The sequence below is a fragment of the Faecalibacterium sp. I3-3-33 genome (genome assembly GCF_023347295.1).
In the GTDB taxonomy this organism is placed as follows: Bacteria; Bacillota; Clostridia; order Oscillospirales; family Ruminococcaceae; genus Faecalibacterium.
In genome coordinates this window covers 1,572,983-1,597,196 of sequence record NZ_CP094469.1, presented here as the reverse complement: position 1 = coordinate 1,597,196, position 24,214 = coordinate 1,572,983, and the positions used below count along the sequence as shown (strand labels likewise).

Here is a 24,214-nt window from a genome sequence, read left to right as displayed (position 1 = left end):
AGGAACAGTATGGAAACAAGCTACTTAAAAACATTAGAACTGGATAAGATCATTGCCCGTGCAGCAGAGGGCTGTGTGTGCAAGGAAGCCCGTGCCATGCTGCTGGCCATTGAGCCGCAGTGCGACCCGGACGAGGTACGCTACGCGCTGGAACAGACGGACGCCATCAACACCCTGCTGATCAAAAACGGCTCGCCGCGCTTTGGCGGGGTAGAGGGGGTCAGCCAGCTTGCTGCCCGTGCCGTAAAAGGCGGTGTGCTTTCTATGGGCGAGCTGCTGATGGTGGCTGGTGCGCTGCGCAATTTCCAGCACTTGACCAGCTGGTACGGCTCCTCTGAGCATGACGCGCTGCCGACCGATGATCTGTTTTACGCGCTGGCACCGGAGCCGGGCCTTGAACAGCAGATTTCCAGTGCCATTCTGGCACCGGACGCCATGGCGGATACCGCCTCCCGCACTCTGGCAGAGCTGCGCAAAAAGATACGCGCCACCGAAAACAGCATTCGCGACCGGCTGGAAAGCATGGTGCGCAATATGGATACCTCCAAATACCTGCAGGAGAGCGTGGTTTCCATGCGCAACGGCCGGTATGTTGTGCCGGTCAAGAGCGAGTACCGCGGCGAGGTGAGCGGTATCATCCACGATGTATCCTCTACGGGCGCTACGGTGTTCGTGGAGCCGCAGGCAGTGGTGGAAGCCAATGCCCGCATCCTGCAGTACCGCGCACAGGAAGCGCAGGAGATCGAGCGCATTCTGGTGGCCTTTACCGCACAGGTGGCCGCCATTGAGCCGCAGTTCCAGTACAGCTACAAGGCTATGCTGGAAATCGACATCCTGCTGGCGAAGGCGCGGCTTGCACTGGAACTGAAGGCCTTCAAGCCCGCTGTGCGGACGGATTCTTCCTTTAAACTGATCCGCGCCCGCCACCCGCTGATTGATCCGCAAAAGTGCGTTCCTGTGGATATTGCACTGGGCGGGGAGTATGATTCTCTTATCATCACCGGCCCGAACACCGGCGGTAAAACGGTCACTCTGAAAACCGCCGGTCTGCTGTGCGCCATGGCACAGTGCGGCTTTTTGATCCCGGCTGACGAGCGCAGCGAGATCTGCGTGTTTGATGAATTTCTGGTGGATATCGGCGATGAACAGAGCATTGAGCAAAGCCTGTCTACCTTCTCCGGCCACATGAAAAAGATCACCGGCATTCTGGAACTGGCCATGCCGCACACCCTTGTGCTGCTGGACGAGCTGGGTGCCGGTACCGATCCCGCCGAGGGCGCCGCGCTGGCAGTTGCCATCATTGAGGAGCTGCGCCGCCGTGGCGTTCTGCTGATGGCGACCACCCACTATGCAGAGCTGAAGGTCTTTGCATTGGAAACAAAGGGCGTGGTCAATGCCAGCTGCGAGTTTGATTTGGAGACCCTGCGCCCAACCTATAAGCTGAGTGTGGGCGTACCGGGCAAATCCAACGCATTCCTGATCAGCGAAAAGCTGGGCATCCCCAGCCGCGTCATTGAGGCTGCCCAGCAGCATCTGTCTGCCGAGGATAAGCGTCTGGATGCGGTTCTGGGTCAGCTGGATGATCTGAAGCTGCAGCTGAAGGAAAGCCAGAACGAGGTGGAGCAGCTGCGCAACGAAGCTTCTCATCAGCTGGAAGCCGCCCGCAAAAAGCGGGATGAGCTGATCCAGCAGGGCGAGAATGAATTGGAAGCAGCTCGTGCCAAGGCACGCACGCTGGCACAGCAGGTGGAAACACAGGCCTATGCGCTGACCGACGAGCTGCGCCAGCTGCAAAAAGATGAGCGCATGAGCGCCCAGCAGAAAGCGCAGCGTGCCCGCGAGATTGCCAAAAAGGAGACCGAAAAGCTGTTTGCCGGTACGGAAGTGGTGCATAACCCCGTTAAGGAGTTTGTGCCACTGAAGGAGGTAAAAGTGGGGCAGGAGGTCTGCATTGCAGAGTTGAACCAGCTGGCCACCGTTCTGGCACTGCCTGATAAAAACGGCGATGTGCTGGTGCGCGCCGGTATCATCAAGACCAAGGTACCCCTCAAGGGCTTGAAGCAGCCGGAAAAGCTGGTAAAAGAACCCACTGCACCAAAAACCAAGGCGCAGCAGCGGTATTCCCGCCTGACCGGCGACACCAACCGTCCCAATGGCAGGGTAGAGCGCGTACAGCGTACTGCCAAAATGGAGTGCAACCTGCTGGGACTTACGGTGGACGAGGCACTGTCGGAGGTGGATTCCTTTATTGACCGCGCTATCCTGAACGGACAGACGGTGGTCTACTTGATCCACGGCAACGGCACCGGCGCACTGCGCACTGCCATCCATAAGCATCTGCGCGGCAACCGCATGGTAAAAAGCTTCCGTCTTGGTCGTTACGGCGAAGGTGAGAGCGGTGTGACGGTTGTAGAACTGAAATAACTCAGTAAGGACTGCCTTTTGAAAAATTGGCAGTCTTTTTTTGTTGCAGTGCAAGGAAAAGGCGAGTATACTCGTATTATATAAATAGAAATGTAAAACGAACAGGAAGTAAAGCTTTATGCCAACCAGTCAGCGCAGACCAGTAAATAAACATAGCAAACGTAAAACGCACCGCCGCAAAGCCCAGCGTCGGATTTTGCATGGACTACTGCTTGTTTTTGCGGCATTGATGATCTGTTTCGGCCTGTTTTTATGGAAGGCGGCGCTGGAATTGAACGCACCCGCAGCACCCGCAGTCTCGGCCGCAGAGGATGATTTTCGTCCTGTGGTGGGCGACCCGCCGTACCGGGTGGCAATAGACGCCGGACATGGCGGCAACGACCCAGGCGCAAGGGGAGTGGTCGAGGAAAAACAGGTCACAGCAGCAACGGCTGCTGCGCTGCTTCAGTGGTTAGAGCAGGATTCCAATTACATTCCGTTGCAGACCCGGGAAGGCTTTGATGCAACCGCTACGCCTGCCCAGCGTGCAGCGGCTGCCAGTGCCCAAAGCCCGCAGCTGCTGCTGTCCATCCATGGCAACTCCGCAGCCAACGGCTCTACGGCATCCGGGTTTGAGTGCTATCCGGCAGTGCCCGGACGCACATGGCATCAGGAGAGCTTTTATTTTGCCCGACTGCTGGCCGGTGGAATGCAGAGCATCGGCGCAAAACTGCGCGGACGTGGGGGAGTGCGTTACATTTATTATCTGGAAAACGACCAGAAGCAGCTGGTGGAAAACACCTACACACAGGTGCGGCCTGAGCGCAGCTTTACGCTGCTGGAGGACGTGGATTGTCCGGCAGTGTTGGCGGAGCAGTGCTTTGTAACGAACGCCGAAGATGTGAAGCGCTTTGGCAGCGAGGAGGGCTGCAATGCTGTGGCACGCATTTATTATGAAGCCATCTGTGCATACTTCGGTACAGAACCGCTGCCGGTAAAATGAGTATCGCATCACCAAAGCAGAAGAAACGATACTCCTTATGTAACATGACCTGTAACGCACCTGAACAGTCACTGCAGGCATAAGTCGAACGCTTGAACGTCCAGCGGCGTAGAAGCGGGCACATACAAAAAGAACAGCATCCACAGAAGCTGCTGGAAATCTGACAGAAAGAGAGAAGGGCAGCTTCTGTTTTTTTGATTATTGATGTTTCGTATAATGCACGTTATGCGAAACTTAGGGAAGTGAAAAAAGCCCATTTCCCGGATTTTTGGCGTTCCAGACCCGTCTGGCTCATTTTTGGGCTTGGCTCAACCGTTTTGCGCATTCTGCACTTTTTATCATATTTTATTGTTTTATTTGTCTCACGCTTACAGATACTTCCTGTGTTATGCGCTGCCGAATCGGTTCGGTTATGATTCATGTTGGTTCGATTATTCTTGCAGCGTCTTTGAGTTTGCTTTATAATGTTTCATGCTGCGTTTTATGATTTACAGTTTGCGGCTGTGGTTGATCATTCCAGTTGATTTTTGTGTGGACATGGCTTAGTATGTTTCTGCCAGAATCTTCTGAGGATGCTCCTGTATGGCTGCTGACTGCTTACATTGTAAATTATAAAGACCCATGGCAGCATCCAGTCAAACCGGATCGCGCCATGGGTCTTTGAACCGTCTTAAACGTTTTGAGTAGGTTTAAGTATTGCTTGATGAATCGTTAGTTTCTTCGATAGACATTGCCGAAATATCTGCCCGAAAGCCATCCTGTGCAGCGCCCTTAAAGGCGGCCATTGGGCCGGACGGTTCAGAAGCGTCCTCTCCCGCCAGGGCATTTTCGGCAGATGTCTCCCCTGCTGCTTCTGTTGTATCCAAGCTTGCTTTTTTGGCTTTTATGGGCAGTACCTTGCCCAGCGGATTTTCTTCAATGGCAGAACGAACCTGAAATTCTTGCAGGTGCGTATAAATTTGTGTGGTTCCCACACTGCTGTGTCCCAGAAGCTGCTTGAGGGTAAGGATATCTACATTACCGGTCTGATACATCAAAGTTGCGGCAGTGTGGCGCAGCTTATGGGTGGAAAAGCCCTTCAGTCCGGCGGCCTTCATCGCACCGGAGATCAGCTGTTCTACCCTGCGGTTCGAGATACGCTCCTTGCGCATCCGCGTAATGAACACGGCTTTTTCCTTGGGTGAAAGCCCTTCCATGGTGTTACGCTTGCGCAGATACAGCTGAAGCGCCTCCACACAGGCATCATTCAGGTAGACCATGCGTTCCTTATGGCCCTTGCCGAACAGGCGGATCTGCCGCTGCTCTAAGTCAATGTCTCCAAGGTCCATGCCCACCAACTCTGCAAGACGCATACCGCAGTTGAGAAACAGTACCACCATGCAATAATCCCGCTCCGGGAAGTCGCTCTGGGTCTGGGTGCTCTCCAAAAGTGAGATAGACTGCTCTGCCGTCAGATATTTGGGCAAGACCTTATCCTGCTTGGGCGGACGGATAGCCGCCGTAGGGTCCTCGGATAAGCGGTTGACCTGATTGACCAGATAATCATAAAAGCCGTGCAGGCTGGCCAGCCGCCGGGCGGTAGAGGATTTTTTGTTGCCGCATTCTCGGTTTAAAAAGTACAGATATTCGTAGATATCCTCTTTTGTTATGCTGCCCCAAAAGGCCGTATCCAGCCCCTTGGGGTCGATCTCCTTAAATTCTGCATCTGCGGTCACAAGTCCGCGACGGCGCTTCATAAAGCGGCTGAAGGAGCGCAGGTCACAGTAATAACTAAACGCCGTATTGGCGCTTTTGCCGGCGATCACCTCAAGGTACCGCACATATTCTACAATATCCGGGGCAGCATCCTCAAAGGGTGCGTGCTTGCCGGGATTTCTTTCGTCCAGATAGATCGACATAGCTTCCTCGTTTCATCACAGGCGGTCGTTTTTCAGCGCATTGATGGCATCTGCGATATACGCCGCACCGACCAGCTTCATGCCGGGATAATCTGCGGCATTCAGGTGTGCAAGGCTGTGTTTAGGGATAACCGCCCGCTCAAAGCCGATGCGCTCTGCCTCGTGCAGACGCTGTTCCAGATTAGGCACGCTGCGCACTTCCCCGCCCAGACCTACCTCTCCGATAGCGATAAGCTTATCGCTGACCGGGCGGTCCAGCAGCGAAGAGACCATGCTCAGGCAGACGGCAAGATCGCAGGCGGTATCACGCAGCGCAATGCCGCCCACAATGTTGACGTAAACATCCAGATTGCCAAAGAAGTATCCTGCCCGCTTTTCCAACACGGCAATCAAAAGGTTCATGCGGTTATAGTCGTATCCGCTGCAAGCGCGGCGGGGTGCAGGAAAATTCGTCTTGGTGGCAAGTGCCTGTATCTCGCTCAGGATAGGACGGCTACCCTCCATGGTGCAGGCCACACAGTTGCCGGAAACGCCCAGCGGACGTCCTTCCAGAAGCATCTGGGATGGGTTTTCAATCTCGGCAAGTCCTGTGCCGGTCATATCGAACATGCCAAGCTCATTGGTGGAGCCGTAGCGGTTTTTGGCTGCCCGCAGAATGCGGTACGGCAGCATCTTGTCGCCCTCAAAGTAGAGCACTGTATCCACGATATGCTCCATGACCTTGGGGCCTGCAATTGCACCATCCTTGTTCACATGACCCACGATGAACATGGGAATCTCCTGTTTTTTGGCAACTGCCAGCAGACGCGCGGCGCTCTCCTTCACCTGACTGACCGTACCGGACGAGGACGAGATATCCATGCAGCGCATGGTCTGGATGGAGTCGATGACCACAAGGTCCGGCTTTTCCTTTTCAATCAAGCCGCAGATCTCGTCTACATCGTTCTCTGCCGCCAGAAAAATGTTGTCCTGCGGCACCTTCAGCCGCGCAGCGCGCAGCTTGACCTGCCGGACAGATTCCTCGCCGGTGATATACAGCACACTGTGCTGGTTAGAGATGGCACCGCACAGCTGTAACAGCATGGTGGATTTGCCCACGCCCGGCTCACCGCTCAAAAGCACCACACCGCCCAGTACGATACCACCGCCCAATACACGGTCCAGCTCCGAGATGCCGGTCAGGATGCGGCTCTTTTCCTCGGTGGTGCTGATTTCTGACAGCCGCCGGGCGGTCAGGGTGGTCACGCCCTCCTGACGAGCCGCAGCAGCCTGCCGGGCGGCAGGAGTCCCCGCCTTGGGGGCTTCGGCAACAACGTCCTCGTTCATGGTGTTCCAGCTGCCGCAGCTGGGGCAGCGCCCCATCCAGCGGGGGCTTGTCTCTCCGCAATTGGAGCATACATAGACGGATTTTAGTTTCATGTCTGTCCCTCATTTTATAATGGTCTTTTGTTATTGTAACACACTGCGCCAAAACCCGCAAGAAAAGGATATTGTTTACAAGCGGCTGCCCAGATACGAAAGCCCTGCCGCCGCACCGCACAGCGGCAGCAACACCACCATGGTCAGCAGATACTGCCCCATCAATGCCTGCGCCCCGGGGCGGGCTTGTCCGCCGGGATGCTTACGAAAAGAATAAGCGTGGATACGGCTGCTGACCTGCAAAGCACAGGCTCCGAAAAAGCATAGACAGCCGCTTGCCGCTGCCGCGGGCAGGCCTGTCCAAAGTAAGGCCAGAAGTATCGTTTTCCACCCGCCTGCCGCACAAAGCTGTACCATAAGCAGCCCGCTGCCCAAACCGTACAACATCATGCTGCCAAAGATCATCACTGGCCCAAGGGCAGAAAGCCCTAGTGCCAGAAAAAGGCTGACCACAAGGCCGAGAGCCAGATATTCCATGCCAAAAAGCTGTACTGCCCCTTGCAGACTGCCCGGCGCAAACAGCCCTTGCCACGCTTCCAGATAATACCGCAGCAGTTCTGCCTGCCGGGCATCGCATACGGCCTGCAATACACCGGCTGCCGAACTCCCCAGCAGAAAGGCCGTAGCCAGCAGCCAGCAATCCCGGGTAGCGTGCCGCTTTGACGGGATGCAGGGCTCTTTTTGCGGCAATTGCTCTACGGGTTCCGGTGCAGTTTCCGGTACAGTCGGCAGAGCGGGCTCTGTTTTCTGCGCCGGAAAGCTGACCATCTGCGGCAGTAAAGACAGGTTTTCTTCCGTTTTTTCTTGTTCGTAGATCCACATACGCTGTTTTCCCCTCTGATGGATTCGTTTTATCAGAACTATCAACGAAGCGTGTGCCTGCGGCTGCGCAGGGTGACGCCAAGCAGTCCACCAATACCGCCGCAGAGCAGCACCGCCAGAATACGGCACACCACAGCAGGCTCGGCGGCGGTGCCGTTCCATACAGCAGAAAGCGCCAGCGGCAATGCCAGAAATGTACTTTGGAGCAATCCGGTCAAAAGACCGCGCACCTTCTTGCGGAACGCTGCCGCCAGTGTGCACAGCAGACTGCCCATGCACACAGCTGTTGTGGCAAGTATCGGCGCGACACTGCCGGAGCAGCCCTGCCCGGCCATCAGCTGCGCAAAACCAGCCAGAGCTGCCGCCGTTACGGCTACCCCCAGCACCCCGAAAAGCAGAAACGAAAGAAGCTCCGCCGGGAAACCACGAGATTCAGACATAACAAAACCGCCTCCCTGCACATAGTCTATGCAGGGAGGCGGTTCATGTATGCACGGTATAAAAGCTTACTTCTTATCGGCAGGAGCCTTGTCCATGTTCAGCTTTTCGACAGAAGAGATAGCAGACTTGGTAAAGCGGATCTTCACGCGGTCAGCGCCGGTCTCCAGAACAAAGGTGTCGTCCTTGATGGCGACAACGCGGCCAATAACACCGCCGATGGTGGTGACCTGATCGCCGATCTCCAGACTGCTGCGCATAGCGGCATCCTTCTTTTCCTGCTTCTTCTGGGGACGGTAGATCATGAAGTACAGCAGGACCAGCATCAATGCCAGCGTGAAGAACAGGCTGATATAGCCTTCGGACGTGGTAGTCAGAAATTGCATGGGGCAAAATCTCCTCTCAAAAATTCAGATAATGCTATTATACCCTCTTATCAGCCTTGTTGCAAGGCTAAAGTTTAAATTCGGGTATCCAGAAGTTTCACATATCTGTCGTGGAAGGCGGTAAAGGTACCGGCATCCAGCTCATCGCGGATACGTTCCATCAGATGGTTATAGAACCACAGGTTGTGCATCACGGTCAGGCGCATACCCAGCATCTCGTCTGCCTTGAGCAGATGCCGGATATAGGCGCGGGAGTAGTTGCGGCACACCGGGCAGCCGCAGGCGGGGTCGATGGGACGCTCGTCTCGCTCGTACTTGGCATTTTTGATGTTGATGATGCCGCTCCATGTATTCAGGTGGCCGTGGCGGGCATTGCGGCTGGGCATAACGCAGTCAAACAGGTCTACGCCGCGAGCCACAGCCTCAATGATATTGCCGGGAGTTCCAACGCCCATCAGGTAGCGGATCTTGTCCTTAGGCATGTGCGGCTCCACCTGACTGATCATCTCGTACATCACTTCGGTGGGCTCGCCCACAGCCAGACCGCCGATGGCGTAGCCGTCCAGATCCAGCTCTGTGATCTGCTTCATATGCTCCACACGCAGGTCTGCATAGGTGCAGCCCTGATTGATGCCGAACAGAAGCTGATCCGGGTTGACCGAGATGCCCTCGTGTTTCAGCCGTGCCATTTCGGCCTTGCAGCGTTTCAGCCAACGGGTGGTGCGCTCGCAGCTGTCCTTGGAATAATCGTGCTGGGCGGGGTTCTCCACGCATTCATCAAAAGCCATGGCGATGGTAGAGCCCAGATTGGCCTGGATCTGCATACTCTCCTCCGGGCCCATAAAGATGCGGTGACCGTCCAGATGAGAGGCAAAGGTCACGCCCTCTTCGGTGATCTTGCGCAGCTTTGCCAGACTGAACACCTGAAATCCGCCGCTGTCGGTCAGGATAGGTCCATTCCAGCGGGTGAACTTGCGCAGACCGCCCATATCCGCTACCAGCTTGTCGCCGGGACGCAGATGCAGATGGTAGGTGTTGCACAGCATGACCTGTGCGCCGATATCCTTCAGATCCTGCGCCGACAGGCCGCCCTTGATGGCACCGGCGGTGGCAACGTTCTGGAAGGCAGGGGTCTGCACCGTGCCGTGCACGGTTTTGAACTCGCCCCGCCGGGCGTTATGTTCCTGCTTGAGCAGGGTGTAGGTCGTCAAAGAAGGCATGGTCTTTTTCCTTTCTGCGCACGGAAAACAGCCGTGCAGCCTCGATGCAGGCCGCAAGCCTGCAAGTTATCAGAACGATCGTAGCAACATTATGCCGCAATTACAAAAAATCACAAAATAAGCATAGCATCGCCAAAGGAGAAGAAGCGGTACTTCTCTGCCACAGCTACTTCATAGGCGTGCATAGTCTTTTCGTAGCCGTACAGGGCGGACACCAGCATGATCAAGGTGCTTTCCGGCAGATGGAAGTTGGTGATCAGCCCATCGATGCAGTTGAACTTCACCCCCGGGTACAGGAAGATGGAGGTGTTGCCGCTGCAAGCTTTGATCTCACCATACTTGGCAGCGGCAGCCTCCAGCGTGCGGCAGCTGGTGGTGCCCACGGCGATGACCCGGTGGCCCGCGGCCTTGGTCTCGCGGATGCGGCGGGCGGTCTCCTCGCTGATGGAGTACCACTCGCTGTGCATCTTGTGGTCGGCGATCTCGTCCTCCTGCACAGGGCGGAAGGTGCCCAGACCAACATGCAGTGTAACCTCGGCAATGCCGACGCCCATGGCGCGGATGGTGTCCATCAGCTCCGGAGTAAAGTGCAGCCCGGCGGTGGGAGCAGCTGCGCTGCCCAGCTCCTTGGCGTAGACGGTCTGATACTGGCTCTGATCCTCCAGCTGCTTTGTGATGTAGGGCGGTAGCGGCATCTTGCCAAATTCATCCAGCTTTTCATAAAGCGTCTCAGTATCATAATAGAATGTAACGTACTTGTTGCCGTCCTCCATGGTCTCGTCCACCACGGCGGTCAGACTGCCGTCGCCAAAGCTCACCTTTGTGCCGGGCTGCATCCGCTTGCCGGGCTTTGCCAAACACTCCCACTGGTCGCCCTTCACCTGCCGCAGCAGCAACAGCTCACACACGGCACCGGTAGGCTGCTTGACGCCCACGATGCGGGCGGGCAGCACCTTGGAATTGTTCACCACCAAAAGATCTCCCGGCTCCAGAAATTCCGGCAGGTCGCGGAACACCTTGTGCTGGATGCTGTCGTCCTTTTGGCTCAGAACCATCAGCCGCGCAGCGTCCCGCGGGGCTGCGGGCTCCTGTGCAATGAGCTCTTTGGGTAAATCATACCAAAAATCTTTTTTTAACATAGTGTGCATTTGCCTTTCCGATGATTGACACGGACAACGTATCAATGATATCATAGAATCTGTATAAACAGTATCTATTATATTGCATCGCTGTCCGGTTTGCAAGCCGTGTTCTTCGCAATACTAAGATTTGCTGTTTGTTTTTTTGAAAGGAAAGGTGCTGGAAATGGAAAGACAGTATAAAGTGGGTATTGTAGGCGCAACTGGCATGGTGGGTCAGCGTTTTGTGACTCTGCTGGAGAATCATCCCTGGTTCAAGCTGACCGTACTGGCCGCATCCGGCCGCAGTGCGGGCAAGAGCTATGAGGATGCAGTAGGCTCCCGCTGGGCCATGACCACTCCCATGCCGGAGAGCGTGAAGAAGATGACCGTTCTGGACGCTTCCAAGGTGGAGGAAGTGGCTTCGCAGGTGGATTTTGTTTTCTGCGCTGTCAATATGCCCAAGGACGAGATCAAGGCACTGGAGGAAGCATACGCCAAGGCTGAGTGCCCGGTGGTCTCCAACAACAGTGCCCATCGTTTCACCCCGGATGTTCCCATGGTGGTGCCCGAGATCAACGCTGACCATATCGAGATCATTCCCGCCCAGCGCAAGCGTCTGGGCACCAAGCGCGGCTTCATCGCCGTCAAGTCCAATTGCAGCCTGCAGAGCTATGTACCCGCCCTGCATCCCCTGATGAAGGACTTTGGCGTGAGCAAGGCGCTGGTGTGCACCTATCAGGCCATTTCCGGTGCTGGCAAGACCTTTGACCGGATGCCTGAGATCGTGGACAACGTGATCCCCTACATCGGCGGCGAGGAGGAAAAGAGCGAGCGCGAGCCGCTGAAGCTGTGGGGCCACATTGAGGGTGACCAGATCGTCAATGCTGAGAAGCCGGTCATCACCGCACAGTGCTTCCGTGTGCCTGTCTCGGACGGCCACACCGCAGCCGTGTTCGTAAGCTTTGACAAAAAGCCCACCAAGGAGCAGATGCTGGAAGCATGGGCGAACTTCCGCGGCCCCGCACAGGAACTGAATCTGCCCAGCGCACCCAAGCAGTTCCTGCACTACTTTACCGAGCCCGATCGTCCGCAGCCCAAGCTGGACCGCAACACCGAGAACGGCATGGCCGTGTGCATCGGCCGTCTGCGGGAGGATACCCTGTTTGACTACAAGTTTGCCTGCATGAGCCACAACACCCTGCGCGGTGCTGCTGGCGGTGCTGTGCTGCTGGCTGAGCTGCTGGCAGCAAAGGGCTATATGGACTAATGCCTGAATTTTTGCGCGATACACGCAGCAAAGGAGTATTTTACTATGAAGAAGCCTGTCTTTACCGGCGCGGGTGTGGCCATCATCACCCCGATGTACGAGGACGGAAGCATCAACTTTGACGAGCTGGGCCGCATTATCGAGGATCAGATCGCCCGCCACACTGATGCCATCATCATCTGCGGCACCACCGGCGAGTGCTCTACCATGACCGATGAGGAGCAGCTGGCCACCATTAAGTTCACCGTGGATACGGTCAATCACCGCGTACCGGTCATTGCCGGTGCCGGCTCGAACGATACCGACCACGGCTGCGCACTGGCAGCAAAGTCTGCTGCCTGCGGTGCCGATGCCCTGCTGATGGTCACCCCCTACTACAACAAGACCTCGCAGGCCGGTCTGGTGGCGCACTTTACCGCCATGGCTGAGGCTGGCGGCATCCCGGTCATCCTGTACAATGTGCCCTCCCGCACGGGTCTGAACATTGCACCAGAGACCGCTCTGGAGCTGAGCAAGCACCCGCTCATCAACGGCATCAAGGAGGCCTCCGGCAACATTTCTCAGGTGGCCAAGGTGGCTGCACTGTGCGGTGATGCGCTGAACATCTACTCCGGTAACGACGATCAGGTGGTTCCCCTGCTGGCACTGGGCGGCAAGGGCGTCATCAGCGTGGTGTCCAATGTTGCGCCGGAGCTGGTGCATAACTGCTGTCAGGCTTTCTTTGACAGAGACACCGCCAAGGCCTGCGCTTTGCAGCTGGAAATGCTGCCGCTGGAGGAGGCTCTGTTCTGCGAGGTGAACCCTATTCCGGTCAAGTACGCCATGAATGTGCTGGGCTGGAATGCAGGCGAATGCCGTCTGCCGTTGGTAGAGCCCAGCGATGCCCACAAGGCAAAGATTGAGCAGGCTTTGCAGGCTGCCGGTTTGATCAAGGAATAAAAAGCGTACAGAATGCCCGGGACTCTTCAGCTTCCGGGCATTCTGCCATATTATAGAAACGAGGGAATAACAATGACAGAGATCGTAATTCAGGGCATTGGCGGCCGCATGGGCCATGTGCTGTGTGATATGATCGCACAGCGGGAGGACTGCTGTGTGGTGGCCGGTATTGATATGAAGGACGGCGAACAGAACGGTATTCCGGTCTACGACAGTCTGGAAAAGTTGAATGGCAAGGGCGATGTGATCATCGATTTCAGTTCCCCTGCTGCTGTGGAAAAGGCACTGCCCTACTGCCAGACCCATAAATTGCCTATCGTGGTGTGCACCACCGGTCTTTCGGAGGAGTTGCAGCTGAAGGTAGTGCAACTGTCCCGCAGCGTTCCGGTGTTCAAGAGCGCCAATATGTCCATGGGCATCAACGTGCTGGCCGAGTTGTGCAAGCGCGCCTCTGTTGTGCTGGGCGTCAACTACGATATCGAGATCGTGGAGCAGCATCACCACAACAAGCTGGATGCTCCCAGCGGAACGGCGCTGATGCTGGCTGATGCCATCAACGAGGAGAATGACGGTGCATACCATTATGTGTACGACCGCTCCTCCGTGCGCCAGAAGCGCGACCCGAAGGAGATTGGCATCAGTGCTGTGCGCGGCGGCAGCATCGTGGGCGACCATGAGGTGCTGTTCTGCGGCCCGGACGAGGTGATCACCCTGCGGCATACCGCCTACTCCCGCAGCATCTTCGCCAACGGCGCAGTAAATGCTGCGGTCTATCTGGCGAAAAAGGAGCCGGGTCTGTACGATATGGGCAATCTGATCGCTGCACTCTGAAAAATAAACTGTCCCGGCATACGCCGGGAGAAGAGGTGAACGATGAAGCAGGAGCCTTTAAAGCGGCGGCGTCCGGTTGCCCGTAAGCGCGGCCGAAAGCAAACGCTCCGGGCGGTGGTGCTGTCAGTTCTGGCTGTGAGCGTGATAGCACTGTGTCTGGGGATCTGGACAAAGCTTCCGGGAGAAGATGTACCGGTGGGCGGCATCGAGCCGCCGGAGGATGCACTATCCCCTGCTTCATCCGTTGCGACCCCGGAGCCGGAGCCCGAACCGCAGCCCGTGGTGGAAACCATCCGGTTTTCTGCAACAGGAGATAACCTGATCCATGCCCCTATCTATAAACAGGCTGCCCGCCGGGCAGGCGAAGCTGGAAAGTACAGCTTTGATTACTGTTATGAGCACATCGCTCCTTTCTATGCCGAGCAGGATGTGAACTGGATCAATCAGGAGACCCTTTGCAGCGACACCCTTGCACCCTCCACCTACCCCAGCTTTTCCACCCCCGGTGACTGTGCGCGGGCACTGTACCGCGCCGGGGTGCGGGTGTTCAGCCTGTCCAATAACCACACCTACGATAAGGGCGCCTCCGGCATTGCGGCCACGCTGCAATTCTGGGAGTCCATGCCGGAGGATGTGGTCACCACCGGTCTGTGGCGCGGCGAAGAAGATTACGACCGTATCCCGCTGCAAACCGTCAACGGTGTGACCATCGCCTATCTCTCCTACACAGAGCACACCAACGGCATCCGCCAGAACAAGAATATGACGGCCAATGTCATCTACACCAGCCAGACTGATGTGATCGAGCGGCAGGTGCGCTTGGCACGCCAGCAGGCGGATTTTGTGGTGGTTGGGGTGCACTGGGGTGTAGAGGACAGCCACGCCATCGTGGACAGCCAGCGCACACTGGCGCAGAATCTGGCAGACTGGGGTGCAGATGTCATTGTGGGCACCCACCCCCATGTATTGCAGGACGCCCAGTGGCTTACCGCAGCGGACGGACGGCGAAGTTTTGTAGCCTTCTCGCTGGGTAATTTTCTCAGCACCCAGAGCCGCCCGGATCAGCTGGTGGGCGCTATCCTGACCTTGCAGCTGCAAAAGACTACCCAGCCGAACGGCTCGGTACAGTGCGAAGTGCTTGAACCGCAGCTGCACCCCACCGTGACCCATTACGATGCCGGAAAATCCAATGTGCGCACCTATCTTTTGCGCGATTACACGCAGGAATTGGCAGCAGCGCATGGTGTGCGGGCAAATTATTCTGATTTCAGCCTTGACAGGATACAAAAAATCGCGCAAAATAATATCAGCGCATCCTTTTTAGCACTTACATAAAAATGTGAAATGATTGAGCGTTGTCCGGCAACCCGGGCAGAACGGAGGACTTTTTATGTACGGAGTATCGAAGATCAATATCGAGACTGATCTGATGATGATCAGTGTGCAGGACGTAGCGTTCCGGGGCAACAGTCTGTCCCGCTATCTGGATATCTTTGCAGAGACCGGCGTGGTGGTGGATATGATCAGCCAGAGCGCCCCACACGGCACTACCATTGATTTCAGCTTTACTGCATCTAGCAGTGATCTGCCGCTGGTGATGAAGGCAATCTCGGCGGCAAATCTGGATAAGGACGCCAAGGCCTCTCCCTTGATCAGCGTGGGCTATTCCAAGCTGAATCTGTTCGGCGAGGATATGGTCACCAGCTGCGGCGTGGCTGCGCGGGCGCTGAATGCGCTGGCTATGGCCGGTATCGAGGTGCTGCTGATTACTACCAGCGATCTGGATATCTCTCTGCTCGTCCACGCTGAAAACGAGGACGCCGCCTACGAGGCACTGAAAAAGGCATACGAGCTGTAACAGCAATCAACCGGGGCCGGAGGGGCAGTTTCCCTTTCGGCCCTGTTTTTGCGGAATGCGCAGCAACAGGCAAAATCCTCTGCTGAAAGAAGGAAACTGGAATGAAAGACCCCGCAACTCTTGTGCATAGCGTCCGGCAGCGGCTGTGGGCACATTTTGAGAAAAGCGCGCCGTTTGCCCCGGAAGCCCCTGCAACGGAAGCTGCGCCTGCGGACAGCGGGCAGTTGCTTTATGCACCGGTCACGGGACGCATCCGGGCACTGACACGGATCAAGGATCCGGTGTTCTCCAGCGAGGTGTTGGGCAAGGGCTGCGCCATCGAGCCCAGCTGTGGCGAGGTGGTAGCACCCGCAGACGGCATCGTGAAAAAGATCGCCAAGACCTGCCATGCCGTCAGTCTGCTGTGTGATAACGGGTTGGAGGTGCTCATCCATGTTGGCATGGACACCGTGGAGCTGAAAGGCAAAGGCTATGAGCTGTTTGTACAGGCTGGCGACCATGTGCAGAAGGGGCAGCTGCTTTTCCGGTTCGATCTGCAGGCCATCGCAGCGGCAGGCTACACGCTGACCACTCCGGTGATCGTGACCAACAGCAGTCGGTTTGCACGGATAGAGCCTTTGCTCTCCGGCCGGGTAACTGCCGGGCAGCAGCTGTTACGCGCCAAAATGTAAAAAATGGGCCAGAAACGCCTACGGACGTTTCTGGCCCATAAATTTTATATTGCTTTTTACAGCGTTACCTTGTGGTAGATCTTTTTGCCCTTCTTGATGACGATACCCTTGGCAAGCTGCTCTGCGGTAAAGCTGACGGTGGGAGCAGCGACCTTTTCGCCGTCTGCCAGCACACCGCCTTGCACCACCAGACGGCGAGCCTCGCCGTTGGAAGCAGCCAGACCGGCCTTGACCATCAGGGTCAGGATGCCGATAGCACCGTCCGTCAGGTCAGCCTCGGTCAGCTGGGTGCTGGGCATGTGCTCGGTATCCATCGCATTGCCGCTGAACAGTGCGCGGGCAGCATTCTGAGCTTTTTCGGCCTCTTCCTTGCCATGCACCATGCTGGTCATCTCGTAGGCAAGAATCTCCTTGGCCTCGTTCAGGCGCTGATCCTGCCAAGTGCTCATCTCTTCGATCTGCTCCAACGGCAGGAAGGTGAGCATACGGATGCACTTCATCACATCGGCATCGCCCACGTTGCGCCAGTACTGGTAGAACTCGAAGGGGCTGGTCTTGTTGGGATCCAGCCAGACAGCGTTGCCGGCAGTCTTGCCCATCTTCTTGCCCTGAGAGTCGGTCAGCAGGGTCACGGTCATGGCGTAGGCATCCTTGCCCAGTTTGCGGCGGATCAGCTCGGTGCCGCCCAGCATATTGCTCCACTGGTCATCGCCGCCGAACTGCATATTGCAGCCGTAGTGCTGGAACATGTAGTAGAAGTCGTAGCTCTGCATGATCATGTAGTTGAACTCTAAGAAGGACAGACCCTTCTCCATGCGCTGCTTATAGCACTCGGCGCGCAACATGTTGTTCACGGAGAAGCAGGCGCCTACTTCGCGCAGCAGTTCAACGTAGTTCAGATCCAGCAGCCAGTCGGCGTTGTTCAGCATCAGCGCCTTGCCCTCGGAGAAATCGATAAACTTCTCCATCTGCTTCTTAAAGCAAGCTGCATTATGGGCGATATCGTCCTTGGTCAGCATCTTGCGCATATCGGTGCGGCCGGAGGGGTCACCGATCATAGTAGTGCCGCCGCCGATCAGGGCGATGGGCTTATTACCAGCCAGCTGCAGGCGCTTCATCAGGGTCAGTGCCAGAAAATGGCCGGCAGTCAGGCTGTCGGCGGTGCAGTCAAAGCCGATGTAAAAGGTAGCCTTACCATTGTTGATCAGGTCGATGATCTCTTCATCGGTGATCTGGGCTACCAGACCGCGGGCCTTCAGTTCTTCGTACAGCGTCATGGGAAAAACCTCCTGTTTTTGGGGCAGAGGAAACAAAACGCCCTCTGCCAAAAATAAATTTGGCAGAGGGCGAGATAACTTCGCGGTACCACCTCTGTTTGCCGTTCCCTCACGGAAGCGGCCTTACGAGTGCACACCCCAGAGTAGAGTGACACTCCTGCGTTTTTAACGCTCGCACGCGGCACAGCCTACTAGCCTTACGCATTCAGCCTGCGGCTCCGGGAGGTATTTCCCCTGCTGTTCTGTGATCCCTTGCACCAACCGGGACTTCTCTGGACAGAATCCTTCAGGGTACTTGTTCCCTTCATCGCCATTAACAGTGTCTACTCTATCACAAGACCGCCGCTTTGTCAAGAGTTGGCCTTTCTGCAAAATCAGCCGCCGTGCTTGCGCTCCTGCAACATTTCCCGGGCATTGGCGCGGGAAAGCTCTGTAATGTGGTCGCCGGAGATGAGACGTGCCAAGGCCTCCACGCGGCCGTTTTCGTCCAGCGGATGGATCTCGGTATAGGTGCGCTCGTTAGACACATTTTTCTGGATAAGCAGATGACAATCGGCCAGTGCTGCGATCTGCGCCGTGTGGGTGATGCACAGGATCTGATGCCCCTGCGCGCTCTGACGCAGTACCTCGCCGATGCGTCCCGCAGCCTTGCCGGACACGCCGCTGTCGATCTCATCATAGATCACGGTAGGCACAGCATCCTTATCAGCCATTGCGTTCTTGATGGCAAGGGTGATACGGCTCAGCTCGCCGCCGGACGCGATCTTTGCCAGGGGCTTGGGTGCTTCACCGGGGTTTGTTGAGATGTAGAATTCAACGCTGTCCTGCCCGTGGCTGGCCAGCGGGCCGCGGGTGTGCCGCAAAGTCATACGCACACCCGGCATATTCAAAAAGTCCAGCGTGCCGGAAATGCGGGTGTTCAGCTCCTCAAAGGCTTTCAGCCGGGTCTGGGTCAGCACCTCGGCCTTTTCCCGCGCTTTTGCGTAAAGACGCAGCTTTTCTGCCTGCAAAGTATCATAGCGCTGCTGGGAATGCTGGATATTGTCCAGCTCTTCCCGGGCTTTCTGCCCGAAAGCGATCACATCTTCCACCGTGCTACCGTACTTTCGCTTCAGCCGGTACAAAAGATCCAGCCGCTGCTCCACCTCGTCCAGTTCTGCATCGTTGGTGTCGTAGGCATCCAGCCGCCCGATCAGATCTGCGGCCACATCCTTGGCGTTATAGTATAAGTCCAGCAGTTGCCCGGCGGCGGCTGTAAGCGCGGGGTCCAGCTGCGCGGCAGCGTCCACTGCGTTGGAGGCTTCCCCCAGCAGATCCACTGCGCCTGCAGCATCATCACTGCCGGAAAGCAGCGCATAGCTTTGTGCCAGACGATCCCGGATGGTAGACGCATTGGACAGCACCTTCCGGCGGTTTTCCAGCGTCTGCTCCTCACCGGCAGTCAGCCCGGCATCCTCGATCTCCTGCACCTGATACTGCAATAGGTCGATTTTGCGCTGTTTTTCAGCCTCATCGGTGATCAGGGCATCCAGTTCCCGCTTGACCTGCACCAGCTTCCGGTACAGGGTATAGTAATCCTGAAAAACAGTGCGGTTCTGCGCATAATCATCCAAAATGCCCAGATGATGCGCCGGATTGAGCAAGCCTACGGAATCGTGCTGGCCGTTGATGTTGATCAGCCCGCCGCACAAATCCCGCAGAACGGCTGCCGTGGCTGGCATCCCGTTGATGCGGCAGCTGCTTTTCCCCTCGGCGGTGATCTCGCGGCTGAGCAACAGTGCCTCCGAGCGCTCGTAGCCGGACTGTTCAAGCTTATCCAGCACCGCAGACGGCACCTGCTCAAAGGCAGCGCGGATCACCGCCTTTGCAGCCCCGGTGCGCACCAAGTCCTTAGAGGTGCGGTTGCCAAGAATCGCATTGATGGAATCGATCAGGATGGATTTGCCCGCACCGGTTTCGCCGGTCAGTACATTCAGCCCCGGTTCAAAGTGCACCTCTGCCTTCTGGATCACGGCAACATTTTCAATTTGCAGGCTGCTCAGCATGGCTTCGTTCTCCTACCGTCATCTCTGCCCCACATAACGGGTCAGCTCCGAACAAATGGTCTTGGCATCGCGCTCCGAGCGCGCAACAATTAAAAAGGTATCATCACCGGAAAGGGTGCCGACAACATTTTTCCACTGTAAAGCGTCAAAAACCTCGCAGGCGGCATTGGCCATGCCGGAATAGCATTTTACCAGCACAACATGCCCGGCGTAATCCACCCCCAGAACAGACTCGTGGAAGATGGTCTCAAAACGCCCTTGGGTCTTGGGGTTGAAGCTTTCGTTCCGGCTGGAAACATAGCGGTAACCCTCGGTGGTAGCTGCCTTTACAAGGCACAGCTCGCGGATATCGCGGGAAACGGTGGCCTGCGTTACCTCAAAGCCTTCGTTCCGTAGGTGCTCCAGCAGCACCTCCTGCCGGCTGATGGGATGCTCCTGCACAAGACGCAGGATCGTCTGCAAGCGTTCCGCTTTTGTTTTTGTATCTTCTTTGCGGCTGCGTGCCATCTTAAAAATCGCCTCCCGTGTTATTGTCTTTTACGCAGTTTCTGGTCAATGGCCTGAAACTGGTCTGCCCGCCCAAAGGTGATAAGCTTGACGTTCTGATCGGACAGACGGATCTCTGCGGTAGCACCCGCCTTGAGGGGGTAGCCAATACCGCCATCACAGCTGATAAACACTTCATCGTCTGCTACCTGCCCCACACAGACGTTCAGCTTGCGCTCCTGCGCAAATACCATGGCCGGGCTGGCCAGACTGTGGGGGCAGATGGGGGTCACCACAACACCCTTGGTCTGCGAATCAAGGATCGGGCCGCCGGCTGCCAGCGAGTAGGCCGTAGAGCCGGTGGGCGTCGCCACAATAACGCCATCGCCCCGGTAGTGCTCTACCAGAATATCATCGCAGTAAATGCTAAAGTCGATAGCCTGCTGCAAGCGCCCTTTGGTCACAACTACATCGTTGAGGGCATGGCCTTCCCAGCCATCCTGACCCAGCACCCGGGCATATAAAAGCATCCGGTTGTCCAGCCGGAACTCGCCCCGCGCCACAGCAGCCAGTTTTGTTTCCATTTCGCCGATCTCGCAGGTGGCCAGAAAGCCGCAGCGTCCCAGATTGATGCCGAGGATGGGTTTTGCGTACCGGAGCGAGAGATTCGCTTCGTGCAGGATGGTGCCGTCCCCGCCGATAGTCAGGATCACGTCAGCGCGCTCCAGACACTGCTCCAGCGGCAGATAAACGACCCCTGCCGTGCTGCTTTCTCGCAGAGCATCGCACATCAGCACAGCTGCGCCTTGGGTCAGCAGGATCTGCGCCGCACGCAGCGCGATCTCGCTGGCGGAGGTCTTGCCCGGGTTGGGCGAAATGTAGATCGTCATACCGGCTTCTCCTTTGCTGACAGCTGGTTCTTAACAATCCAGCGTGGTGTGGCTTGCTGCCACCACCTGTGCGGCAGCATCATCGTCCAGCACAGCGGGCTGGGCGCTCTTTTGCACGAACATCAGGTACTCGATATTGCCCTCCGGCCCCTTGACCGGGCTGTAATCCAGCCCGCGCACCACAAAGCCGTTTTCTGCAGCATAGGACATAGCGTTGTGTAGCACCTCGCGGTGCACGGCGGGGTCGCGCACCACGCCATTTTTGCCCACCTTCTCGCGACCTGCTTCGAACTGCGGCTTCACCAGACAGACACCCATGGCGTCCGGGGTAGTAATGCGCTGCGCCACCGGGAAAATGTGGTGCAGAGAAATAAAGGAAACATCCACACTGAAAAACTCAATGGGCTCTGCCAGATCTTCCGGCGTAACATAGCGGATGTTCGTGCGCTCCATGTTCACCACGCGCTCATCTGTCCGCAGGCTCCATGCCAGCTGACCGTAGCCAACGTCTACGGCATACACCTTCACTGCACCATTTTGCAGCATACAGTCGGTAAAGCCACCGGTGGACGCACCGATGTCCATGCACACCTTGCCGTTAGGGGTAAGAGGGAAACACTTCATGGCCTTTTCCAGCTTTAGACCGCCGCGGCTGACGTAGCCGATATCGTGGCCGCGAACTTCGACCACAGCGTCCTCCTTAATCATCTCGCCGGCCTTGTCCACCTTTTGCTGGTTGACAAAAACCACACCGGCCATGATCAGAGCTTTGGCGCGCTCCCGGCTCTGCACAAGGCCGTTCTGCACAAGATATTGATCCAACCGAATTTTCACAGTTCGTTTTCTCCTTTCGTAAGGGCAGCCCGGACTGCCTGCGCAAGATCCGCAGCATCCAGACCGGTGCACTGCTTGATCTGCGGAACAGTCGCGTGCGGCAGACAGGCCGTGTGAACAGCACAGTGCAAAAAGCAGCCGTTCCAGCCCTTTTGCTGCAGAGCACAGGCCAGATGCTCGCCAATGCCACCGGTTGCAACACATTCCTCTGCAAACAGCATAATTTTATATTTCGACACAGTATCGATAAGTTTATCTGTAAAGGGGTACAGCTTTACAAGCTTCAGGACATCTACATTCTGCGATGTAGCGTTCAATTGCTCGGCAGCGTCCAGCAGATCCTCTAGCTCGTCTGCATAGCTGACCAGAAGGACCTCTGCCCCGGGCGTCTCGCGCAAAAAATCATATTCCCGCTTTGTGCAGGGATACTGCGCTAGCTTTGCACTCTCGCCGCCGCGGGGGTAACGGATGGCCCGCGGGCCGGAGACCGTATCCTGCAGCAAATAGTGCAGCCAGTATTGCAGCTCCTCGTAGTTAGAGGGCGCATAGACCGGGATGCCCATCTGGCTGAGGAAGGCTGCATCGTAGATGCCCTGATGGGTCTCGCCGTCTGCGGGAACAAAACCTGCGCGGTCGATGGCAAAGACCACATTCTCCTTTAAAAGGTTGACATCATGGATGATCTGGTCGTAGGAGCGCTGTAGGAAAGTGGAGTAGATGCACACCACCGGCAGCATTCCCTGACTGGCAAGACCTGCCGCAAAGGTGACAGCGTGCTGCTCTGCCATGCCCACATCAAAAAAACGCTGCGGGTGACGGTGGGCAAAAAATTGCAGTCCGGTGCCGTACTTCATGGCTGCGGTAATTGCGCAGAGCTTCGGGTTTTGCGTTCCTTCCTGCACCAGCAGCTTGCCGAAAACAGTGGAGAAGGACTCCTTCGGCGCAACCTCCGGATCCGGCATTCCGTCCGGGTCAAAGGCAGATACACCGTGATAGTTGCCCGGGTTCATCTCTGCCGGCTGATAGCCCTTACCTTTTTTGGTCACAACATGCAAAAAGTGCGGACCAGGCCGCTGGTAGATCGAGCGCAGGGTGCGCTCCAGCTCCTCCACATTATGACCGTCCACCGGGCCGATGTACTCAAAGCCCATATCCTCAAACATGGTGGAGTGGTACATGGCACGGCGTACCAGCGTTTTTGCGCCGATCAGCGACTTTTTCATCGGCGTGCCGATCACCGGCACGCCGTCCAGAAAGCTGCGCACATTATCCTTGGCATCGTAATAAGCCGTAGTTGTGCGCAGATGGGTCAGATACCGCGCCAGTGCACCAACATTTTTAGAGATGGACATCTTGTTATCGTTCAGGATCACAAGCAGATTGTCCAGCCCGCCGATGTTGTTCATGCCCTCGTATACCATGCCGCCGGTAAAAGCACCATCACCGATCACCGCCACCACAAGCCCGGGCTCGCGCTTGATCTTTTTTGCCCAAGCCATGCCAATGGCCAGCGAAAGCGCCGTATTGCCATGTCCGGCAATAAAGGCATCGTGCACACTTTCGTGGGGGTTCGGGAAGCCGGAAATGCCATCCAGCTGCCGCAAATGGTCAAACTGCTTCCGGCGTCCGGTGAGCAGTTTGTGGGTATAGCACTGATGCCCTACATCGAATACGATCTTATCCTTGGGCGTTTCCAGCACACGGTGCAGCGCCACGGTAAGCTCTACGGTGCCAAGATTAGAGGCCAGATGCCCACCGGTCTTGGAGATGTTTTCTAGCATAAAATGCCGTATCTCCGCGCAAAGCTTCTCCACCTGCTGTGCGTTCAGCTTTTTAAGATCGCTGGGCTGATCGATCTTGTCCAGCAACAACGATTCCATATTCACACGTCCTTTATGCGTTTGTACTTTGGGCGTTTCTGCCGCTTTTTACATGACCGGGAACAAAAAGCCTACCAGAGAGCCGAGCAGCACGCCTGCTACGACCTGCAGCGGCGTGTGGCCGACCATTTCCTTCAGGTGCATATTCTGCAAAAAGGGAGCGTTTTTCTCGCTTACATCGATCCACTGGGCAATCATCTGATTCAGCACCTTTGCCTGCTCGCCGGTCTCGTGCCGGACGCCCATGGCATCGTGCATGGTGATGATCGCTACAACGCAGGCCACCGCAAAAATCGGCGAGGCGACCCCGGCGCTGCGCCCGGTAACGATAGCCATGGCGCAGACGGTCGCGCTGTGTGCGCTGGGCATACCGCCATCGCCCCACATCCGCTCTAACTGGAACTTGCCCAGCAGAATGAAGTTGATGATGGTCTTTAGCACCTGCGCAACGAACCAGCTGAGAAGCGACGCGGTCAAGATCTGATTGACCGACAAAAGATTTTGAATATACTGCATAGTTGTGTTC

The 24,214-nt window shown here is 56.5% G+C and carries 22 protein-coding genes and 1 other annotated feature; of the genes, 8 read left to right on the top strand and 14 right to left on the bottom strand.

The window, feature by feature from the left end; all coding sequences use genetic code 11:
* Nucleotides 1-9: 9 nt before the first annotated feature.
* The gene (locus MTP39_RS07640) at nt 10-2,424 is read left to right on the top strand and encodes an endonuclease MutS2 (protein WP_249240053.1); all 2,415 of its coding nucleotides are present in this window, start codon (nt 10-12) and stop codon (nt 2,422-2,424) included.
* 271 nt (nt 2,425-2,695) lie between these two features.
* Nucleotides 2,696-3,406, top strand: coding sequence for an N-acetylmuramoyl-L-alanine amidase family protein (locus tag MTP39_RS07635; RefSeq protein WP_249240052.1), 711 nt, complete (start codon nt 2,696-2,698; stop codon nt 3,404-3,406).
* Nucleotides 3,407-4,095: 689 nt separating this feature from the next.
* On the opposite strand, the gene MTP39_RS07630 is transcribed toward MTP39_RS07635, so the two are convergent.
* The 7 genes from MTP39_RS07630 to queA form a co-directional block, all read right to left on the bottom strand.
* Nucleotides 4,096-5,304, bottom strand: coding sequence for a tyrosine-type recombinase/integrase (locus tag MTP39_RS07630; RefSeq protein WP_249240051.1), 1,209 nt, complete (start codon nt 5,302-5,304; stop codon nt 4,096-4,098).
* A gap of 15 nt (nt 5,305-5,319) precedes the next feature.
* On the bottom strand, nt 5,320-6,666 hold the full coding sequence (gene radA, locus MTP39_RS07625; RefSeq protein WP_015538502.1) for a DNA repair protein RadA: 1,347 nt from the start codon (nt 6,664-6,666) through the stop codon (nt 5,320-5,322).
* A gap of 132 nt (nt 6,667-6,798) precedes the next feature.
* The gene (locus tag MTP39_RS07620; protein ID WP_249240050.1) at nt 6,799-7,545 is read right to left on the bottom strand and encodes a hypothetical protein; all 747 of its coding nucleotides are present in this window, start codon (nt 7,543-7,545) and stop codon (nt 6,799-6,801) included.
* Nucleotides 7,546-7,586: 41 nt separating this feature from the next.
* Nucleotides 7,587-7,985, bottom strand: coding sequence for a TIGR04086 family membrane protein (locus tag MTP39_RS07615; RefSeq protein ID WP_249240049.1), 399 nt, complete (start codon nt 7,983-7,985; stop codon nt 7,587-7,589).
* 66 nt (nt 7,986-8,051) lie between these two features.
* Nucleotides 8,052-8,369 carry a preprotein translocase subunit YajC gene (gene yajC / locus MTP39_RS07610; RefSeq protein ID WP_005925879.1) on the bottom strand — a complete coding sequence of 106 codons (318 nt, stop codon included), beginning with the start codon at nt 8,367-8,369 and terminating at the stop codon, nt 8,052-8,054.
* A 74-nt stretch (nt 8,370-8,443) separates the two neighbouring features.
* Complete coding sequence (gene tgt, locus MTP39_RS07605; RefSeq protein WP_249240048.1) at nt 8,444-9,589, bottom strand: tRNA guanosine(34) transglycosylase Tgt; 1,146 nt, start codon at nt 9,587-9,589, stop codon at nt 8,444-8,446.
* 110 nt (nt 9,590-9,699) lie between these two features.
* On the bottom strand, nt 9,700-10,728 hold the full coding sequence (gene queA, locus MTP39_RS07600) for a tRNA preQ1(34) S-adenosylmethionine ribosyltransferase-isomerase QueA (RefSeq protein WP_249240047.1): 1,029 nt from the start codon (nt 10,726-10,728) through the stop codon (nt 9,700-9,702).
* 166 nt (nt 10,729-10,894) lie between these two features.
* Here queA and asd point away from each other — a divergent pair, with 166 nt between their 5' ends.
* The 6 genes from asd to MTP39_RS07570 all read left to right on the top strand — a co-directional run bounded on the left by asd (nt 10,895) and on the right by MTP39_RS07570 (nt 16,276).
* The gene (asd, locus tag MTP39_RS07595) at nt 10,895-11,977 is read left to right on the top strand and encodes an aspartate-semialdehyde dehydrogenase (RefSeq protein WP_097780241.1); all 1,083 of its coding nucleotides are present in this window, start codon (nt 10,895-10,897) and stop codon (nt 11,975-11,977) included.
* Between the two features lie 45 nt (nt 11,978-12,022).
* Entirely contained in the window at nt 12,023-12,916 is an 894-nt protein-coding gene (gene dapA, locus MTP39_RS07590; protein ID WP_249240046.1) for a 4-hydroxy-tetrahydrodipicolinate synthase, read from the top strand.
* 72 nt (nt 12,917-12,988) lie between these two features.
* The gene (gene dapB, locus MTP39_RS07585) at nt 12,989-13,747 is read left to right on the top strand and encodes a 4-hydroxy-tetrahydrodipicolinate reductase (protein WP_249240045.1); all 759 of its coding nucleotides are present in this window, start codon (nt 12,989-12,991) and stop codon (nt 13,745-13,747) included.
* Between the two features lie 42 nt (nt 13,748-13,789).
* Entirely contained in the window at nt 13,790-15,082 is a 1,293-nt protein-coding gene (locus MTP39_RS07580; RefSeq protein ID WP_249240044.1) for a CapA family protein, read from the top strand.
* 55 nt (nt 15,083-15,137) lie between these two features.
* The gene (locus MTP39_RS07575; protein WP_112089888.1) at nt 15,138-15,605 is read left to right on the top strand and encodes an ACT domain-containing protein; all 468 of its coding nucleotides are present in this window, start codon (nt 15,138-15,140) and stop codon (nt 15,603-15,605) included.
* Nucleotides 15,606-15,706: 101 nt separating this feature from the next.
* Nucleotides 15,707-16,276, top strand: coding sequence for a PTS sugar transporter subunit IIA (locus tag MTP39_RS07570; RefSeq protein ID WP_249240043.1), 570 nt, complete (start codon nt 15,707-15,709; stop codon nt 16,274-16,276).
* Nucleotides 16,277-16,332: 56 nt separating this feature from the next.
* On the opposite strand, the gene tyrS is transcribed toward MTP39_RS07570, so the two are convergent.
* From tyrS to MTP39_RS07535, 7 genes are all read right to left on the bottom strand, one after another.
* Nucleotides 16,333-17,553 (bottom strand): tyrosine--tRNA ligase, encoded by a 1,221-nt coding sequence (gene tyrS, locus MTP39_RS07565; protein WP_249240042.1) that lies wholly within the window; start codon nt 17,551-17,553, stop codon nt 16,333-16,335.
* Nucleotides 17,554-17,615: 62 nt separating this feature from the next.
* Nucleotides 17,616-17,870 (bottom strand) — a binding site (T-box leader).
* A 57-nt stretch (nt 17,871-17,927) separates the two neighbouring features.
* The gene (gene recN, locus MTP39_RS07560) at nt 17,928-19,598 is read right to left on the bottom strand and encodes a DNA repair protein RecN (protein WP_249240041.1); all 1,671 of its coding nucleotides are present in this window, start codon (nt 19,596-19,598) and stop codon (nt 17,928-17,930) included.
* Between the two features lie 18 nt (nt 19,599-19,616).
* Complete coding sequence (locus tag MTP39_RS07555; RefSeq protein WP_005925916.1) at nt 19,617-20,105, bottom strand: arginine repressor; 489 nt, start codon at nt 20,103-20,105, stop codon at nt 19,617-19,619.
* Nucleotides 20,106-20,125: 20 nt separating this feature from the next.
* The gene (locus MTP39_RS07550) at nt 20,126-20,974 is read right to left on the bottom strand and encodes an NAD(+)/NADH kinase (RefSeq protein WP_249240040.1); all 849 of its coding nucleotides are present in this window, start codon (nt 20,972-20,974) and stop codon (nt 20,126-20,128) included.
* A gap of 30 nt (nt 20,975-21,004) precedes the next feature.
* Complete coding sequence (locus MTP39_RS07545) at nt 21,005-21,808, bottom strand: TlyA family RNA methyltransferase (RefSeq protein WP_249240039.1); 804 nt, start codon at nt 21,806-21,808, stop codon at nt 21,005-21,007.
* The gene (gene dxs, locus MTP39_RS07540; protein WP_249240038.1) at nt 21,805-23,688 is read right to left on the bottom strand and encodes a 1-deoxy-D-xylulose-5-phosphate synthase; all 1,884 of its coding nucleotides are present in this window, start codon (nt 23,686-23,688) and stop codon (nt 21,805-21,807) included. The genes MTP39_RS07545 and dxs overlap by 4 nt, the downstream gene beginning before the upstream one ends.
* Before the next feature lie 48 nt (nt 23,689-23,736).
* Nucleotides 23,737-24,204 carry a divergent PAP2 family protein gene (locus MTP39_RS07535; protein ID WP_249240037.1) on the bottom strand — a complete coding sequence of 156 codons (468 nt, stop codon included), beginning with the start codon at nt 24,202-24,204 and terminating at the stop codon, nt 23,737-23,739.
* Between the last annotated feature and the right edge of the window lie 10 nt (nt 24,205-24,214).

What these genes read in the sequence shown, in the direction of transcription:
- MTP39_RS07640 (WP_249240053.1), top strand. Translation starts at nt 10, where the DNA reads ATGGAAACAAGCTACTTAAAAACATTAGAACTGGATAAGATCATTGCC.
- MTP39_RS07630 (WP_249240051.1), bottom strand. Translation starts at nt 5,304, where the DNA reads ATGTCGATCTATCTGGACGAAAGAAATCCCGGCAAGCACGCACCCTTT.
- radA (WP_015538502.1), bottom strand. Translation starts at nt 6,666, where the DNA reads ATGGGGCGCTGCCCCAGCTGCGGCAGCTGGAACACCATGAACGAGGAC.
- MTP39_RS07620 (WP_249240050.1), bottom strand. Translation starts at nt 7,545, where the DNA reads ATGTGGATCTACGAACAAGAAAAAACGGAAGAAAACCTGTCTTTACTG.
- MTP39_RS07615 (WP_249240049.1), bottom strand. Translation starts at nt 7,985, where the DNA reads ATGTCTGAATCTCGTGGTTTCCCGGCGGAGCTTCTTTCGTTTCTGCTT.
- yajC (WP_005925879.1), bottom strand. Translation starts at nt 8,369, where the DNA reads ATGCAATTTCTGACTACCACGTCCGAAGGCTATATCAGCCTGTTCTTC.
- tgt (WP_249240048.1), bottom strand. Translation starts at nt 9,589, where the DNA reads ATGCCTTCTTTGACGACCTACACCCTGCTCAAGCAGGAACATAACGCC.
- queA (WP_249240047.1), bottom strand. Translation starts at nt 10,728, where the DNA reads ATGTTAAAAAAAGATTTTTGGTATGATTTACCCAAAGAGCTCATTGCA.
- asd (WP_097780241.1), top strand. Translation starts at nt 10,895, where the DNA reads ATGGAAAGACAGTATAAAGTGGGTATTGTAGGCGCAACTGGCATGGTG.
- dapA (WP_249240046.1), top strand. Translation starts at nt 12,023, where the DNA reads ATGAAGAAGCCTGTCTTTACCGGCGCGGGTGTGGCCATCATCACCCCG.
- dapB (WP_249240045.1), top strand. Translation starts at nt 12,989, where the DNA reads ATGACAGAGATCGTAATTCAGGGCATTGGCGGCCGCATGGGCCATGTG.
- MTP39_RS07580 (WP_249240044.1), top strand. Translation starts at nt 13,790, where the DNA reads ATGAAGCAGGAGCCTTTAAAGCGGCGGCGTCCGGTTGCCCGTAAGCGC.
- MTP39_RS07575 (WP_112089888.1), top strand. Translation starts at nt 15,138, where the DNA reads ATGTACGGAGTATCGAAGATCAATATCGAGACTGATCTGATGATGATC.
- MTP39_RS07570 (WP_249240043.1), top strand. Translation starts at nt 15,707, where the DNA reads ATGAAAGACCCCGCAACTCTTGTGCATAGCGTCCGGCAGCGGCTGTGG.
- tyrS (WP_249240042.1), bottom strand. Translation starts at nt 17,553, where the DNA reads ATGACGCTGTACGAAGAACTGAAGGCCCGCGGTCTGGTAGCCCAGATC.
- recN (WP_249240041.1), bottom strand. Translation starts at nt 19,598, where the DNA reads ATGCTGAGCAGCCTGCAAATTGAAAATGTTGCCGTGATCCAGAAGGCA.
- MTP39_RS07555 (WP_005925916.1), bottom strand. Translation starts at nt 20,105, where the DNA reads ATGGCACGCAGCCGCAAAGAAGATACAAAAACAAAAGCGGAACGCTTG.
- MTP39_RS07550 (WP_249240040.1), bottom strand. Translation starts at nt 20,974, where the DNA reads ATGACGATCTACATTTCGCCCAACCCGGGCAAGACCTCCGCCAGCGAG.
- dxs (WP_249240038.1), bottom strand. Translation starts at nt 23,688, where the DNA reads ATGGAATCGTTGTTGCTGGACAAGATCGATCAGCCCAGCGATCTTAAA.
- MTP39_RS07535 (WP_249240037.1), bottom strand. Translation starts at nt 24,204, where the DNA reads ATGCAGTATATTCAAAATCTTTTGTCGGTCAATCAGATCTTGACCGCG.